The 14,906-nt window shown below is 68.3% G+C and carries 14 protein-coding genes; 10 read left to right on the top strand and 4 right to left on the bottom strand.

Annotated elements, in window-relative coordinates; genetic code table 11:
- The first annotated feature begins 154 nt into the window (after nucleotides 1-154).
- The 3 genes from FHP25_RS00170 (at nucleotide 155) to FHP25_RS00160 (ending at nucleotide 3,618) form a co-directional block, all read left to right on the top strand.
- Complete coding sequence (locus FHP25_RS00170) at nucleotides 155-1,369, top strand: hypothetical protein (RefSeq protein ID WP_147844854.1); 1,215 nt, start codon at nucleotides 155-157, stop codon at nucleotides 1,367-1,369.
- Between the two features lie 185 nt (nucleotides 1,370-1,554).
- Nucleotides 1,555-2,571, top strand: coding sequence for a cyclase family protein (locus tag FHP25_RS00165; RefSeq protein WP_147844853.1), 1,017 nt, complete (start codon nucleotides 1,555-1,557; stop codon nucleotides 2,569-2,571).
- Between the two features lie 54 nt (nucleotides 2,572-2,625).
- The gene (locus FHP25_RS00160) at nucleotides 2,626-3,618 is read left to right on the top strand and encodes a sugar ABC transporter substrate-binding protein (protein WP_178133175.1); all 993 of its coding nucleotides are present in this window, start codon (nucleotides 2,626-2,628) and stop codon (nucleotides 3,616-3,618) included.
- Between the two features lie 10 nt (nucleotides 3,619-3,628).
- Here the strand turns inward: FHP25_RS00160 and FHP25_RS00155 are convergent, their stop codons facing one another.
- The 4 genes from FHP25_RS00155 to FHP25_RS00140 are packed head-to-tail and all read right to left on the bottom strand — an operon-like array spanning nucleotide 3,629 to nucleotide 7,645.
- Nucleotides 3,629-4,960: a DUF7453 family protein gene (locus FHP25_RS00155; RefSeq protein WP_147844851.1), complete on the bottom strand. Its 1,332-nt coding sequence runs from the start codon at nucleotides 4,958-4,960 to the stop codon at nucleotides 3,629-3,631.
- A 14-nt stretch (nucleotides 4,961-4,974) separates the two neighbouring features.
- The gene (locus tag FHP25_RS00150; RefSeq protein WP_147844850.1) at nucleotides 4,975-5,889 is read right to left on the bottom strand and encodes a metal ABC transporter solute-binding protein, Zn/Mn family; all 915 of its coding nucleotides are present in this window, start codon (nucleotides 5,887-5,889) and stop codon (nucleotides 4,975-4,977) included.
- Nucleotides 5,886-6,749, bottom strand: a complete 864-nt coding sequence (locus FHP25_RS00145; protein ID WP_147844849.1) for a metal ABC transporter permease — start codon at nucleotides 6,747-6,749, stop codon at nucleotides 5,886-5,888. The genes FHP25_RS00150 and FHP25_RS00145 overlap by 4 nt, the downstream gene beginning before the upstream one ends.
- Nucleotides 6,749-7,645, bottom strand: a complete 897-nt coding sequence (locus tag FHP25_RS00140; protein WP_147844848.1) for a metal ABC transporter ATP-binding protein — start codon at nucleotides 7,643-7,645, stop codon at nucleotides 6,749-6,751. The genes FHP25_RS00145 and FHP25_RS00140 overlap by 1 nt, the downstream gene beginning before the upstream one ends.
- A 234-nt stretch (nucleotides 7,646-7,879) precedes the next feature.
- Between FHP25_RS00140 and FHP25_RS00135 the strand changes: the two genes are divergently transcribed.
- The 7 genes from FHP25_RS00135 (at nucleotide 7,880) to FHP25_RS00105 (ending at nucleotide 14,881) form a co-directional block, all read left to right on the top strand.
- A complete protein-coding gene (locus tag FHP25_RS00135; protein WP_147844847.1) occupies nucleotides 7,880-8,758 on the top strand; it encodes an N-acyl homoserine lactonase family protein in 879 nt (292 codons plus the stop codon).
- A gap of 85 nt (nucleotides 8,759-8,843) precedes the next feature.
- Nucleotides 8,844-9,575, top strand: coding sequence for an ABC transporter ATP-binding protein (locus FHP25_RS00130; protein ID WP_178133174.1), 732 nt, complete (start codon nucleotides 8,844-8,846; stop codon nucleotides 9,573-9,575).
- Nucleotides 9,572-10,273, top strand: coding sequence for an ABC transporter permease (locus FHP25_RS00125; RefSeq protein ID WP_147844845.1), 702 nt, complete (start codon nucleotides 9,572-9,574; stop codon nucleotides 10,271-10,273). The genes FHP25_RS00130 and FHP25_RS00125 overlap by 4 nt, the downstream gene beginning before the upstream one ends.
- On the top strand, nucleotides 10,270-11,769 hold the full coding sequence (locus FHP25_RS00120) for a Gldg family protein (RefSeq protein ID WP_147844844.1): 1,500 nt from the start codon (nucleotides 10,270-10,272) through the stop codon (nucleotides 11,767-11,769). Before FHP25_RS00125 ends, FHP25_RS00120 begins: the two co-directional genes overlap by 4 nt.
- Nucleotides 11,751-12,302: a DUF4340 domain-containing protein gene (locus FHP25_RS00115; RefSeq protein ID WP_147844843.1), complete on the top strand. Its 552-nt coding sequence runs from the start codon at nucleotides 11,751-11,753 to the stop codon at nucleotides 12,300-12,302. The genes FHP25_RS00120 and FHP25_RS00115 overlap by 19 nt, the downstream gene beginning before the upstream one ends.
- A gap of 182 nt (nucleotides 12,303-12,484) precedes the next feature.
- Nucleotides 12,485-13,498 carry a HupE/UreJ family protein gene (locus FHP25_RS00110; RefSeq protein ID WP_147844842.1) on the top strand — a complete coding sequence of 338 codons (1,014 nt, stop codon included), beginning with the start codon at nucleotides 12,485-12,487 and terminating at the stop codon, nucleotides 13,496-13,498.
- 90 nt (nucleotides 13,499-13,588) lie between these two features.
- Nucleotides 13,589-14,881 carry a serine hydrolase domain-containing protein gene (locus FHP25_RS00105; protein WP_218578106.1) on the top strand — a complete coding sequence of 431 codons (1,293 nt, stop codon included), beginning with the start codon at nucleotides 13,589-13,591 and terminating at the stop codon, nucleotides 14,879-14,881.
- The last annotated feature ends 25 nt before the right edge of the window (nucleotides 14,882-14,906 follow it).

Here is a 14,906-nt window from a genome sequence, read left to right as displayed (position 1 = left end):
TTGGCGCGCGCCATGGCGCGCGGCTGGGATGACAGCGGGAGCCATGTGGCTGTGTCACGATGCGTCAGATATGTTCGTGCCACGAACGAGGGAAGCAAGCCGGCGGTGATCGGCGATGTGAAGCGGCCACAGCGAACCATGGTCGGGGGGAAGGATGCTCAAGGGGGGAGCCGCGAGGCTGGCCGGCATCGCATCGCTTGTGCTCGGGCCCGGCGCCTGGGCGCACGGTGTCGACAGCATGGCCGGCAGGGCGTTCGATGGACCATTCATCCAGGGCGCTTTCGAGGCCTCGTTTCGCGTCGACGGTCCGGTTGCCACCGATTTCACGCCCCATCGCGCGGCCCAGATGTATCTGGATGACGTGAATCTGGGCTTCGGACTCCACTTCAATGACTGGCTCTCGGTGCAAGGCAACGTCAGGGGCGAGCCGCTGCGTGCCTTGCGGCCGCATCGCAGCGAGGCGTTCCGGGGCTTTGGGCTGTTCATGGAGCAGCTTTTCGTGGACGTCGATCTCGGCCAGGTCGGGTTCTTCATCGGCAAGATCAGACCGACCTTCGGCTATCTGCAGGATCACCACCGCGCCGAAGGGCTGTTCTCGGTCGATTTCACCGAGGACTACCAGACCATCGACATGATCGGCGCCGGCTTTGTGCTGCGCGGCGACCTGCGGGACCGCGGCGTCGGCCAGCATGAATTGACGGGGCAGATCTTCCGCGCCGACACGACGTTCCTGCATCGCTCCATCATTACCGCACCCCGCGCCGGCGGGTCGACGGTCGAGCGCCAGAGCCGGCTGCGCCGGTCGGACGGCGGGCTCGGCAACACGGGAAGGTTCAACAATTTCTCGGCGACTCTTGACAGCTCGGACCTGGACTTCCTGCCCGAGCTCGGCATCCATCTCGGCTATCGTTTCCTGCACAGAAGCCCGGCAAGGGGTGCCGCCGGCGCCGAGACCCGCAACGAGCAGGGCTTGGCAATCGCGTTCGACTACACGGCCAGGGTGACGGACGTGCTGCTGTCCGGCAGGACGACGATCCAGCCATCGATCGAGTGGGTGCGGTTCTGGAACGGGGGTGGCCAGCCGGGCAGCTTGACGTACTGGGGCGCCAACGTGATGGTCGGCAATGGCGCCTGGACATGGTATCTCACCGGCACGCTGCGCAATGCCGATGCCCCGGGCGTCGTCAAGATACGCGACCGGCTGATCGCGACCTCCCTGTTCTACCGCTTCGATGAGCAATGGCAGCTCGGCGCCGGGTACAAGTATCAGCGTGTGCGTGACACAGACACCGGCAAGAACACCGATGACCATGTCATCGGCATCAGGGTTGCCTGGAACCATGACTTCGCCATCGGCTTGAAGCCGTGAAGACCAGCGGCCACGGGGCGAGCCCGGTTCCGGCGAACAAATAGCACGTCAACGCCATAACAATTTGAAGACCGTCCGCGAATTGATTTTGACTCGGCCGGGGCGTTGGGCAACCCTTCGCCACCCCGCTCAAGAAGGGGGCGCGCGGCCGCAGGCCGCGTCGGCAATGAAGAGGAGGAGATGTCATGAGAATGGTGTCGACCTTGACGGGCATTGCCTTCGTAGCATCGATCGGCTTGGGAGCGAATGCCCTGGCGCAAACCGATTGCAGCAAGATCGTGCCGGCTTCACCTTTCGGCAAAGACGATCAGACCGGGGCTACCAACCGCATCACGCCGGCCGTGACCAAGGCTGCCGCGGCGGAGATCCAGGAGGGCAAGGTCATCGTGATGTCCTTCCCGCTGACCGACGGCGTGCCGCTGTTCGGCACCCGCTTCACGAAGACCATCCTGACGGCGACCAGCCTCGCGCCCGGTGCCTCGTTCGGCGAGAACCAGCTCACCTACATGGAAGACACCTACCTCAGCCAGAGCCACGTCGGCACGCACCTCGATGGCATGGGGCACATTGGGCGGCAGGATTGCTACTACAACCAGATCGCCATGGGGAAGTTCATCACCCAGAACAACATGACCAAGCTGGGCCTGGAGAACCTCAAGAGCTTCGCCACCCGCGGCGTGTTCATCGACGTGGTCAAGGTCTACCAGCAGGCGGGCAAGCTGAAGACCAACGCGAACTGCCGCACGCCCTGCCTCGACAAGGGCACGGTGATCACCGCGGAGGATCTGCAGGCCGGCTTGAAGATGACGAACACGACCCTGCGTGAAGGCGACATCGTCATCATCCATACCGGCTGGGGCGACCTGTTCGCGCAGTTCCCGGCCAAGAACACCGAGTACAACAGCGGCGAGCCCGGCATCGGCAAGGCGGCGGCCAAGTGGCTGATCGAGCAGAAGGTGGTCGCGGTCGGCGCCGACTCGTGGGCCGTCGAGGTGATCCCGGGCGAGAACCCCAAGGAGGCTTTCATCGTCCACAACATGCTGATCACCGACAGCGGCATCCACATCATCGAGAACGTGCGCACGGACCTGATGGCCGCCGAGGTCGCCCAGACGAACCGCGCCACGTTCTTCTTCTCGATGACCGTGCCGAAGGCGGTCGGCCTGACGGGCACGTTCGTGGCCATCGAAGGTATCCGCTGATTCATGACGGCACGACCCTGGTTCACGAGACCGGCGCCCTCGGCAGGGCGCCGGATGTTTGTGGCAACGACGCTGGCGTCGATCGGCGCGGCGATCGTGCCAGCCGCCGCGGCGCAGGATCGCAGGCCGGTCGTCGTGCTGGCCAACCTCACGGAAGAGCCCGGTGTGCGGATCGAAGGCCTCGGCTTCACGGGTGCCGATGTGCGCAGCAGCTTCCAGCTGGCGGCGCGGCGCTATCCCATCGACCTGCGCCCGCTCGACAACGGACATGACAAGGCCAAGGCGCTCGCCAATGCCGAGGCGGCGATCCGCGACAAGGCGGCCCTCTACATCGGCTATTTCGATGATCCCGCGACCAATGCGGAGATCGCTCGCCGGCTGAAAGGCGCCGGCATCCCGGTGATCGCGATCGGCCAGGCGATCGGCGATGCGCCGATCTACGGCCCCGACAATACCGGCGCCGGCCGCATCGCCGGCGAGGCGCTGGGCAGGTTTGCCGCCACGATGTGGTCCGGCCTGCCGGCAGCCTATGCGATCGTCGGCCCGGTTTCCGATCCGGCCGAGCGGATCAGAGAACGCATTGCGGGCATCCTTGCCGGGCTCAACCAGGCCGGCGTGACGACGAGCGTGGCCAGGCTCGACACGGGCGGCAACCCGCAGCAGACGGAGGCGGTGCTTGGGCGGTTCCTGTCCGGACAAGGTGGCAGGAAGATCCTGCTGGCAACGCTGGACGATGCGACGGCGCTGTCGACAAAGGCGGCGCTGGAAGCCGCCGGCCGGCTGAACGATGCAGCAATTGTGAGCCTCGGGTGCGACCGGTCGATGCATGGCGGCATGAATGACAAGAAGGAGATCGACCCGGCGAACCGCGGCAGCGTGCTGATCGGCTCGGTCGGCTTCTATCTCGACCGCTATGGCTACGACGTGTTGCCGATGGCCATGAAGCTGTTGCGCGGCGAGGCATTGCCGCCGCGCACGGCGACGACGCATCGCCTCATCACGTCAGCGAACATCTTCATGGAATACCCGCCGGCGGACATGAACTGACATACGTCCATCAGCGGCGCTTGACGGGCAGGTAGGCGTAGATCGCGTCGCGGCCGGGACCGGTGCTCGTGGGCGTGGTGGCGAACGCCACCTGTCCGTCCGGGCTTGCCGATACGACCGGATAGAGCCCGAAGGACGCCAGCTTCTGGCCACCGGGCAGGGCGTCGCCTTGCGCGATGATGCGGCGGACCTGGCCGCCATCGGATTGGAAGATCGCGATGCCAGGCGCCTCGCCTTCAAGCGAGGCGATGAATGTGATGGCGCCGTTGTCGGCGATGGCCGGCCACAGGCCGAGGTAGCCGAACTTGCCGCCCTCCGGTGCCGCCTCTCCGATCCTGGCGACGAAGCCCGTGCTGCCGCCATCGACGCGCAGCACGGCCGCGGGAGCGGTGCCGTACTTGAGGATGGCATTGAAGGCCACGGTGCCGGACTCGTTGAGCGCGATGCGTTCCGAGAACTTCGCGATCGTGCTGTCGTCGGGAGCCTTGTCGCCAGCCCCGACCAGCAGCCTGGCCTCGCTGTTCTGGTGCAGGTAGATGCCGCCCAGCACATTGCCCTTCTCGACCACGGCGGTGAAGGCGATGGTGCCCGCGCTGTTGATGCTGGGGATGCCGAACGCCGCGAACGTGCCGCCGCCCGGCGCCGGGTCGCCGGCAGCCAGCACCTTGCGCAGCTCGCCGCCCCTGGACAGGAAGATGCCTTCGACCGCTTCGCGGCCACGACGCACATTGGCCAGGAAGACGACGTTGTCGTTGTCGTCCAGCGCCGGCACCTCGAAATCGGCGAAGGTGCCGTTGGCGATGCCGGGCGCCGCCGTGCCCGTCAGCGCGATCGCTTTCAGCCTTCCAGCGGTGTGGAGGAACACGCCCTCGACCGCCTTGCCGCCGGCGACGGCGGCCGTGAAGGCGACCGTGCCCTTGTCGTTCATCGCGACGATGGGATGCTTGGCGAAGCTCGACAGGGTGCCGCCGCCCGGCGCCGAATCGCCTGCGGCTGCGATCTTGTCGATCCGGCCATCAGGCTCGTGCCGGAAGACGCCCTCTTCGGCGCCGCTGCGGATCAGCGTCGCGAAGAACGCCGTCTGCCCCTTGCGGTTGAGCGGCGTGACGATCGGCTGCGAGGCGACATGGAAGCGGTCGAACATGCCGCCCGCCGGCGACGGCTGGCCTTCCGCGACCAGCAGGCGCAGCTCGTAGGTCGGCGGTCCGGCCGCTGCCTCGGGTCTGGTGGTGGGCGACCAGTGGGCCCAGGCGACGCCAAGCCACAAGGCCACGACCAGGCCGGCGGCGAGCCGGATGCGCCCGCTTGTGTCGCCGAGCACCGTGTCGAGATTGCCGAGCATCGCCGGCTCGCCGATCAGTTCTTCATCATCGCCGCCTTCATGGTGGCGACGTTGTGGCGCAGCATCTTGACGTAGGTGTCGGCCGGGCCACCGGTCTTGGACAGGGCGTCGGAATAGAGCGTGCCGCCGATCACGCCGCCGCCTTCCGCGGCGATGCGCTGGATGATGCGCGGGTCGGTCATGTTCTCGATGAAGATCGCCTTGACCTCGGCGCGCCGGATCTGGGCGATCAGCCGCGCGACGTCGTCGGCGCTCGGCTCCTTGTCGTTCACCAGCCCGACCGGGCTCAGGATCGTGATCTTGTAGGCGTTGGCCATGTAGGCGAAGCCGTCATGCGATGTGATGATCTTGCGCTTCGCGTCGGGGATCTGCCGCATCTCCGCGACGGCCCACGCCCTGAGGTCGGTCAGCTCCTTGCCGTAAGCCTCGGCCCGCTGCCGATAGAAGGCAGCGTTGGCGGGATCGACCTTGGCCAGCGCGTCCGCGATGGCTTTTGCATAGAGCGCGCCGTTGGCGGGGTCATGCCAGGCGTGCTGGTCCACGACCAGGCGCCGCGCATGCCGGCTGCCTTCGCCCTCGACGCTGCGCGAGATGGTCTTGGCGCTGTCGATCGCCGTCACCATCGTGCCGCGGAAGCCGGCGGTGCGGGCAAGGTTGTCGCGCCAGGGGTCGAAATCCTTGCCGTTGACCACGAACAGCCGTGCTTGCGCGATGGCCTTCGCATCGGCGGGCGTGGGCTGATAGAGCTCGGCATCGCCATCGGGACCGACCAGCACGGCCAGCAGCACCTTGTCGCCGCCGACCTGCCGCACGATATCGCCCAGCACCGAGAACGTCGCCACGACCTTGACCGGTTGGGCGGCGGCAGGAGAGATCGCCCCGATCGCCAGGACCAGGCAGGCTGCGAGCGCAAGCAGGACACGTTTCATGGGCTGATACCCCGCGCTTTGAACCTCGACATGACTGACCAGCGGCCGCTCGCCGCGAGAGCGATGACGAAGATGATGCCGTCGGCAAGAACGATCGACGGCCCCGAGGGCATGTTGGCATGCAGCGACATCAGCAGGCCGCCATAGCCACCCAGCGCACCGAGCAGCACGCTGAGCGCCATCGCGGCGCCGAGCCGCGTTGCCCAGCAGCGTGCGGCGGCGGCCGGCAGCAGAAGCGGCCCGACAGCCAGCAACGTTCCGAGCGCCAGGAAGTTCGCCACCAGCGTGGCGACGACCATGGCCATGAACATCCCGGCATAGACGTCGGTGCGGCCGGCAACGCTGCCGAGGAAGCGCGGATCGAATCCGTCGACCAGCAAGGGCCTGTAGAACACCGCCAGGCCGACCAGAACCACGGTGGCAATGGCCGCGATCATGGCGAGCACGCCCAGATCGATGGCCAGCACCGTGCCGAAGAAGACGCGCATGAGATCGACATTGCTGCCGAACGCCAGCACGAGCAGCGACCCGGCCGTCAGGGAGAGCAGGTAGAACGCCACGAAGTTCACATCCTGGCGCAGCGGCGTGAGCTGCGTTGCGACGCCGGCAAGGATGGCCACGACCACGCCGCTGAGAAAGCCGGTCAGGCCCATGACCGCCATGGATGGCCCGACCATGACGAAGCCGAGCGCGGCGCCGGGAACGACCGCGTGCGACAGCACGTTGCCGACCAAGGTCATGCGCCGCATCAGCAGCATCAGGCCGATAGGGCCGTTGATGAGCGCCAGGGCGAGCACGCCGACCAGCGCCATGCGCATGAAGCTGAAATTGTCGAAGGGGGCGATGAGGGTCTGGTACATCAATTGCCCTGCATCGCCTGGCGCGCATCGCGCAGTGTCTGCTCGGTGAGCACGCAACGCGTGGGGCCCCACGCCATGACGCGGCGCGCCAGCACGAGGCATTCGGGGAATGCTTCCCGGGCCTGGTCGAGGTCGTGCAGCACAGCCACGATCGTGCGGCCTTCGCCATGCCAGCGGCGCAGCACGGCAAGCAGATCGTCGGCGGTCGCCTGGTCGATCGCGGCGAAGGGCTCGTCGAGCAGCAGGCAACGCGTGTCGAGCAGCAGCAGACGGGCAAACAGGAGCCGCTGGAGGTTGCCGATCGACAGTTCGCCGATGGGCCGCATGGCTGCATCCGAAAGGCCGACCACGGCAAGAGCCTGCCGGGCACTGTCCCGGGTATCGTCGTTCGGTGTCGCGAGCGAACCGTAGCGCCGCCATGCGCCCAGGGCGACGAAATCAAGGGCAGTGATGGGAAACGCGGTGTCGATCTCCGATCGTTGCGGCAGGAAGGCGATGGCACGAGGGTCGGCAGGCTCGCGCCGGATCATGCCGGCGCGGGGCTGCAGCAGGCCGGCAGCCAGCTTCAGGAGAGTGCTCTTCCCGGCGCCATTCGGGCCGACCACCGCCGACATCGATCCGGCGGCGAACGTCCCGGAGATGTCGCGCAGCGCCGGCGCATCCCCGAATATGGCCGTCGCACCCTCGAAGGTGATGGACGCGGCGGCTGGCCGGGCAGCCTCGCCATCGAGGGCATATCCCTCGTCGAGGTAGTGCCGCAGCCGGGTTCTTGCCTTGGCGCCCCATTGCCGGATCCGGGGTTCGACGGAGGTCCAGAGCGCGGCGCCAGCCGAGGACACGCCGCGCAAGGCCGCGCCAACGGACTCGGGCAATTGCCTGGAGTGCCTCTCGCTCATTGCGCATCGCTCCCCGGGCGCGAACTCTAAGGAGGCCTCGGGAGCAGGTCAACGCAGTGCAGGGTATCTCACCGGCAGGAGCGCGGCGCGGGCGGGCACGACGGGACATTGGGTTTCGCGTCTTGACCGCCGCCGCGACGAGGCGGATTATTCGCACAGCGACTGAGGAAGTTGTCACTCAGCGGCAAAAACGAGGCGGCGGCCTGGCCCGCAGCCCGAACAGGAGGAACCGCCATGCTGAAGCGTATCGGCAGAACCCTGGTCAGCGCCGTGGCCTTGCTCGGGCTGAGCGCCATGCCGGCGGTGGTCGGCACCGCGCGGGCGCAGGAGGGGCCGAAGCTCTATGTCTTCACGTCGGGCTCGATGGGCGGATTCCCCAAGGCGGCCTTGCAGATCGGCGGCACCGGCAACATCGACTGGATGCCGGTCGGCTTCTACGTCATCAAGCATCCCAAAGGGAACGTGATGTTCGACTGCGGGAACAACGACAAGACCATCACCGACGCCGACGGCTGGTGGGGCCCGCTGGCCAAGGGGTTCGGGCTGAAGATGACGAAGGACGACGCCATCCCGGCGCAGCTCGCCAAGATCGGGCTGAAGCCGGAAGACATCAAGTACCTCGTCGTCGGGCACATGCATCTCGACCATGGCGGCAATGTCGGGCAGTTCCCGAAATCGACCCTGGTGGTGCAGAACGACGAGATGAAGGCCGCATGGTGGCCCGATGTCGGCTACTCGGTCTACTACATCCCGGGCGATTTCGCCGACACCAAGAAGATGGAGGTGATGCGCCTGGACGGCGACATCGACCTGTTCAATGACGGCAGCATCCGCATCTTCCGCGCGCCGGGGCATACGCCGGGCAGCCAGTTCATGGTCGTCAAGCTGCCCAAGACCGGCTCGGTGATCCTCACCAGCGACGTCGTCTACATGCAGGAGAGCCTGGAGAAGAACCTGATCCCGCCGATTCCCGGGACCTGGAGCCCGGGCGACATGTACAAGAGCTATGCCCGCATCCGCCACATCCGCGATGCCGAGAAGGCGCAGCTCTTCATCGCCCACGACCCCGAGCTCTTCAAGGCGACCAAGAAGGCGCCGGAGTTCTACGACTGACCGGCGCTCGTGCGCGACGCCGGCTGCGATAGCGGGGCTCGACATTGAGGCCGGCAGCGTGCGCGCCGGTGCTGCGGGCGCGGCCATGAGCATCGCCGCCAGCGCCGGGCCGGAAGCCGGCGCGCCCGCCATCCTCGCCGAGGCGTTGACCAAGCGCTACGGGCCGGTCACCGCGCTGCGCGACCTGTCGCTGGAGATCCGGCACGGCGAGGTGCTCGGGCTGCTGGGGCCCAACGGCTCGGGCAAGACCACGTTCATCCGCATGCTGGCAGGCTACCTCGCGCCGACGCGCGGCCGCCTGCGGATCTGCGGCCTCGACGTCGTGCGCGATGCCCTGCCGGCACGCCGGCGCCTGGGCTACGTGCCCGAGGCGGCGCCGGTGTACGGCCATATGCGCGTGCGCGAGTTCCTGGCGTTCATGGGCCGCCTGCGGGGCCTGTCGCCGGCCGAACTGGGCGGCGCCGTCGACCGCGTCGTCGAGCGGCTGGCGCTGGGCGCCGTTGCGCACAAGCCGACGCGGGCCCTGTCCCGCGGCTATCGCCAGCGCGTCGCGCTGGCCCAGGCGCTGATCCATGAGCCGCAGATCGTGGTGCTCGACGAGCCCACCAACGGGCTCGATCCGCGCCAGATCATCGAGGTGCGCGAGCTGGTGCGCTCGCTGGCCGGCACGCACACCGTGGTCATGAGCTCGCACATCCTGGCCGAGGTCGCGAAGACCGCGGACCGGGTCGCGGTCCTGCTGGACGGGCGTCTGCTGGGCGTGCGCGCCGTCGCCGACACGCCCGACCTCGAGGACTGGTTCCTGTCATTGGCATGAGCACGCTCGCCGTCCTGCTGCGCAAGGAGCTGCACGCGACGTTCACGTCGCCGATCGGCTACGTGCTGGCCGCGGTCTTCCTGCTGGTGCTGGGCTACAGCTTCAGCCTCACCCTGTTCGCCACCAAGACCGCGAACCTGATCTACATCTTCCACCAGATGTACGTTCTGTCGATCCTGCTGGTGCCGGTGCTGATGATGCGGTCCTTCGCCGAGGAGCGGCGGGCCGACACGCTGGAGCTGCTGCTGACGGCGCCGGTGCGCGAGATCTGGATCGTGCTGGCCAAGTTCCTGGCCGGGCTGACGCTGGTCTACGGCATCTATGCCGGGGCGCTGGTCTACGCCGTGATCCTGGGCCTCTACGGCGAGCCCGATTGGGGCCCGATCTACAGCGGCTGCCTGGCGCTGATGCTGCACGGCGCGCTGCTGGTGGCGATCGGGCTCATGACCTCGAGCATCACCGAGAACCAGGTCGTGTCGGCGGCGCTGTCGCTGGGCCTGGCGCTGATGCTGTGGTTCGCCGACTCGGTGGCGCCGCTGCTGCCGGCGCCGTTCGACGTGGTGGCCATCAACCTGTCGCTGATCGGCCATTTCCGCCCGATGGCGACCGGCTCGGTGTTCGCATCCGATATCGGCTACTTCGTGACCTTGGCGATGCTGGCGCTGTTCCTCACCACGCGCTGGCTGGCCGAGCGATGAGCGCGCATGCCCATGCCGGGCTGTGGCCGGATGCGCTGTGGGCGCTGGGCATCCTGGCGGCGCTGGTGGCGCTGTTCGTCGCCGGCCTGCGGCTGCCGCCGACGCCGCATGGCTGGCGGCGGTGGACCGGGCGGATGCTCACGGTGCTGGCCGCGGCGGCCGTCGTGCTCGGCGCGAACGTGGCGCTGTACCGCAATGACGCGCATCTGGACCTGACCCGCGAGCGCGCCTTCACGCCCTCGGCCGAGGCGACGCGGGTCGTGGCGACGCTGAGCCAGGACGTCGAGCTGATCTACTTCTATCAGAAGGGCAACCCGGCGGCGCGGCACGCCATGGTGATGGTCGAGCTCATGGGGCGGCTCAACCCGCGCCTGAAGGTGCGCACCGTCGATCCCGACCAGAGCCCGGCCGTGGCCAGCCGCTACGGCGTGCGGCTGTACAACGCGGCCCTGCTGATCAGCGACGGGCGGCGGCTGGAAGTGCCGACCACCGACGACCGCGAGATCGCGCTGGCCATCCTGCGTGTCACGCGGACCGACAGCAAGACCGTGTGCTTCGTGTCGGACCATGGCGAGTACGACATAGACAATTTCGCCTTCCACACGCATTTCGAGGGCACGCACGCGCACAGCCATGACATCCAGGGCATGGCGGTGGTGCAGATGGAGCAGCATGGCATCGGCCGCCTGCACCGCGCGCTGGACAAGCTGGGCATCCAGGTGCGCAAGATCACCGTGGCCGGTGCCCGCGCCATCGCCGACGATTGCAGCGTCGTGGTCGAAGCCAACCCGCGCACGCAGCATGCGCCGACCGAAGCAGGGGCGCTGGCCGATTATCTGCGGCGCGGCGGCAGCGCGCTGTTCCTGGTCGAGCCGGACTACGTGCTCGAGCCGCAGCTGGCGGCGCTGCTGGGGGCGGCCGGCGTCGGCATCGGCGACGGCGTCGTGGTCGACCCGTCAGACCATTACTACACGGACGAGCAGATGGTTGCCGTGACCCGGTATGCCCGCCATCCGGCGACGCGCTTCCTGGCGCTGTCGTTCTTTCCCGGCGCGCGTCCCGTTCGTCCGGTCGCGGCGGCCGGCATCAACAGCACGGCGCTGTTCGCCAGCAGCGCGTCGAGCTATGTCGTGACCGACCGGCTGCGGGTGGAAGCGCAGGCGGCAGCGGCGCCGCATGGCGCGCAGCCGCTGGCGGTGGCCAGCGAGGGCACGCTCGCGGGCGGCACGCGGCCGTTCCGCCTGATCGTGATCGGCGATGCGGATTTCGCCAGCAATTCCTTCTTCCCGTATCTTTCGAATGCCGATCTGGTGCTGGGCAGCATCGCCTGGCTGATGCGCGAGGAGAGCGCGCCGACGATGAAGCCGCCGGTCGAGGTGCTGCCGACGGTGGCGCTGACCAACAGCCAGATGCGCTGGATCTTCCTGCTGACGGTGATCGGCATGCCAGGAGGCATCGCGCTGGCAGGGGTGGCGGCATGGTGGCTGCGCCGCTAGCCAAGCGCGCCGCCTGGGCGGTGCTGGCGCTGGCGGCAGCCGGCTTCGTCGGCTTCGTCGCCATGCGCGGCGAGCGTCCGGAAGCAGGCATGCACCGCTTCGAGCCGGCCGGCTTCCTGGCCGGCCGCGATGCGCACGACGTGCGCGGCCTGGTGATCGAAGCCGGCGGCCGGCAGTGGCGCTACCGTCGCTCGGCACGGGGCGACTGGAGCGGCGGCGAGCCGCCGCTGCCGCTGGCCGCCGACGCGGCTGCGCGCATCGAGCAGGCGCTGAGCCTGCTGCGCGATTCAGGGCCCGAGCGGCGCTTCTCGCCCGAGGAGGCCGCCGGCATGCCGCCCGCCGATCTGGGGCTCGACCCGCCGGCCGTCGTGGTCAGCGTCATCGGTGCCAGCGCCACACGCTTCACCATCGCGTTCGGCGCCGAGAACCCGCTGGGCCATGCGCGCTACGCACGGATAGTGGGCAATGACGGCCTGTGGCTGGTGCCCCGGCATGTCGCCGACGCCTGGGATGCCGTGGTGAGGGCGCCATGACGAAGAATGGAGCCATGGCACGTGCCTCTTCAGTCATCCCGAGCGCGGCGAGGGATCTCCCTCCGATGGCGCATGGCGCGCCGGGCCGCGGGAGATCCCTCGCTGCGCTCGGGATGACACCGGGGCTCCGGGGTGCTGCAGCGCGATCATGCGTTCTGCTCACCCTCGTCCTCGGGCTGCTCGTGGCCGCGCCGGCTGGCGCCCATGTCACCAGCACCGGGCTGGCGACATTGTCGGTCGAGGGCGAGCGCCTGACCTATGTGCTCGACGTCGTCGCCCCGGAAATGCCCGAGGCCGGCGGGCGGCTGCTGTCGGCGGCCGCCGACGGCGACCCGCCGATGGCCCAGGCCCTGGCCGAGGCCATGCGCGAGGCGATCACGATCGAGGCTGACGGCACACCTTGCCGGCCCGGCCGCATCCGCTTCCAGGGCACGCGCGCCGGCGACGGCAAGGTGCAGCTCGAGCTGGCGCTGGCATGCCAGGCGCCGCCACGCCGCCTGACGATCCGCGAGGACTGGCGCACGCTGTTCGGCGAGCATTATCAGACGATCCTCTCGATCCGCGCCGCCGGGGCCAGCCAGGAGCGCATCCTGGGCGAAGGGCAGCGCACGATCACGGTCGAGGTTGCGGGCGCCGCGCCGGCGCGCGCCGGCTGGGCCGACTTCGTCTGGCTCGGCATCGAGCATATTCTCGGCGGCATCGATCACCTGCTGTTCCTGGTCGCGCTGCTGGCGCACACCCGCTGCTTCTGGGGCGTGGTGAAGATCGTCACCGCCTTCACCGTGGCGCACAGCATCACGCTGAGCCTGGCGGCGCTCGGGTTGCTGGCGGCGCCGGGCCGGATCGTCGAGCCGCTGATCGCCGCCTCGATCGTCTGGGTGGCGGTGGAGAACCTGATATCGCCGGGCCGCGCGTGGCGGCGCTGGCTGGTGGCCTTCGGCTTCGGCCTGGTGCATGGGCTGGGCTTCGCCGGCGCGCTCGCCGAGCTGCACCTCGACGGCGCCGCGCTGGCAAGAGCGCTGGTTGGCTTCAATGCCGGGCTGGAGCTGGGGCAGGTGGCGTTCATCGCCGTGTTCCTGCCGCTGCTGGCGTGGGCCAGCCGGCCGCCGGCCCTGCGCCGCCTGCCGCAGCTCGCCTCGGTGCTGGTCGCGGCGATGGGGACCTTCTGGTTCGTGCAGCGGGTGTTCTTCGTGTAGATCGCACACCATGCGCAATCGTGGTGGGTGACGCCGATGGCGCCGGTACATAATCTGGCGTCCAGGCAGGAGAGGGAGGAAGGAAGGACCATGCGCGTGATGCGTGTATTCGCCGTGGCGATGATTGCCGTGCTGAGCGGTGTGGCGCCGGCCCTGGCGCAGAGCCTGCCGGCTGCGAAGCCGGAAGAAGTGGGCCTGTCGGGCGAGCGGCTGAAACGCTTGTCGGCGGCGATGAAGGCCGGAGTCGACAAGGGCGAGATTCCGGGCGCCGTGGTCGTGGTCGGCCGCAATGGCAAGGTCGGCTACCTCGAGGCGTTCGGCTTCCGCGACCGGGACGCCAGGGCAGCGATGAAGCCGGATGCGATCTTTCGCATCGCCTCGATGACCAAGCCGGTGGTGTCGCTGGCCGTCATGATGCTGGCCGAGGAAGGCAAGCTGTCGATCGCCCATCCCGTGTCGCTCTATCTGCCGGCGTTCAAGGATCTGCAGGTGGGTGTCGAGAAGAAGGGCAGCGACGGCGGCGTCGAGGTGGTGCGCGAGCCGGTGCGGCGCGCGATGACGGTCCACGACCTGCTGCGCCACACCTCGGGCCTGACCTACGGCGCCGCCGGACGTGGTCCGCTGAAACAGGCCTATACCGACGCCAAGGTGATGGACCCGGGGCAGAGCAACGAGGAGATGGTGGCCAAGCTCGCGAAGCTGGCGCTGGTGCATCAGCCGGGCACGACCTGGGAATACGGCATGTCGACCGATGTGCTGGGCCGCATCGTGGAGGTGGTGAGCGGCATGCCGCTCGACCGCTTCATCGCCGAGCGCATCACCCGGCCGCTGAAGATGCCCGACACCGGCTTCTCCGCCGACGCCGCCAAGCAGGATCGCGCCGCCCTGCCGCAGAAGGATCCGGCATCGGGCCAGGCGCCGCCGATCCCGCCCGTCACCGCCGACCTGAAATGGAAGTCGGGCGGCGGCGGCATGGTGTCGACCGCGGCCGACTACGCGCGCTTCTGCCAGTTCTGGCTCAATGGCGGACAGCTCGATGGCGTGCGCCTGCTGTCGCGCAAGACGGTCGAGCTGATGACGGCCGACCACCTGCCGCCGGGCACGGCGATCGGCGCCGACATGTGGCCGGCTTTCCAGGCGCTGCTGCCCAGTCCCGAGATGGGGCAGGGCTTCGGGCTCGGCTTCGCCGTGCGCACCGAGGCCGGACGCAATCCGCTGCACGGCTCGGCCGGTGATTATTTCTGGGGCGGCGCCTACGGCACCTATTTCTGGATCGATCCGAAGGAGAAGCTGTTCGCCATCCTGATGATGCAGGCACCGGCGAGCCGTCTGCCCTATCGCTACCTGATGCGCGAGATGGTGTACCAGGCGGTGATCAACTGAGCGGCGGGATGGCCGCGATTGCACA

Source organism: Vineibacter terrae (genome assembly GCF_008039615.1).
GTDB classification, from domain to species: domain Bacteria; phylum Pseudomonadota; class Alphaproteobacteria; order Reyranellales; family Reyranellaceae; genus Vineibacter; species Vineibacter terrae.
The sequence above is the reverse complement of the archived record's forward strand: the minus strand, read 5'-3'. Positions and strand labels throughout refer to the sequence as shown.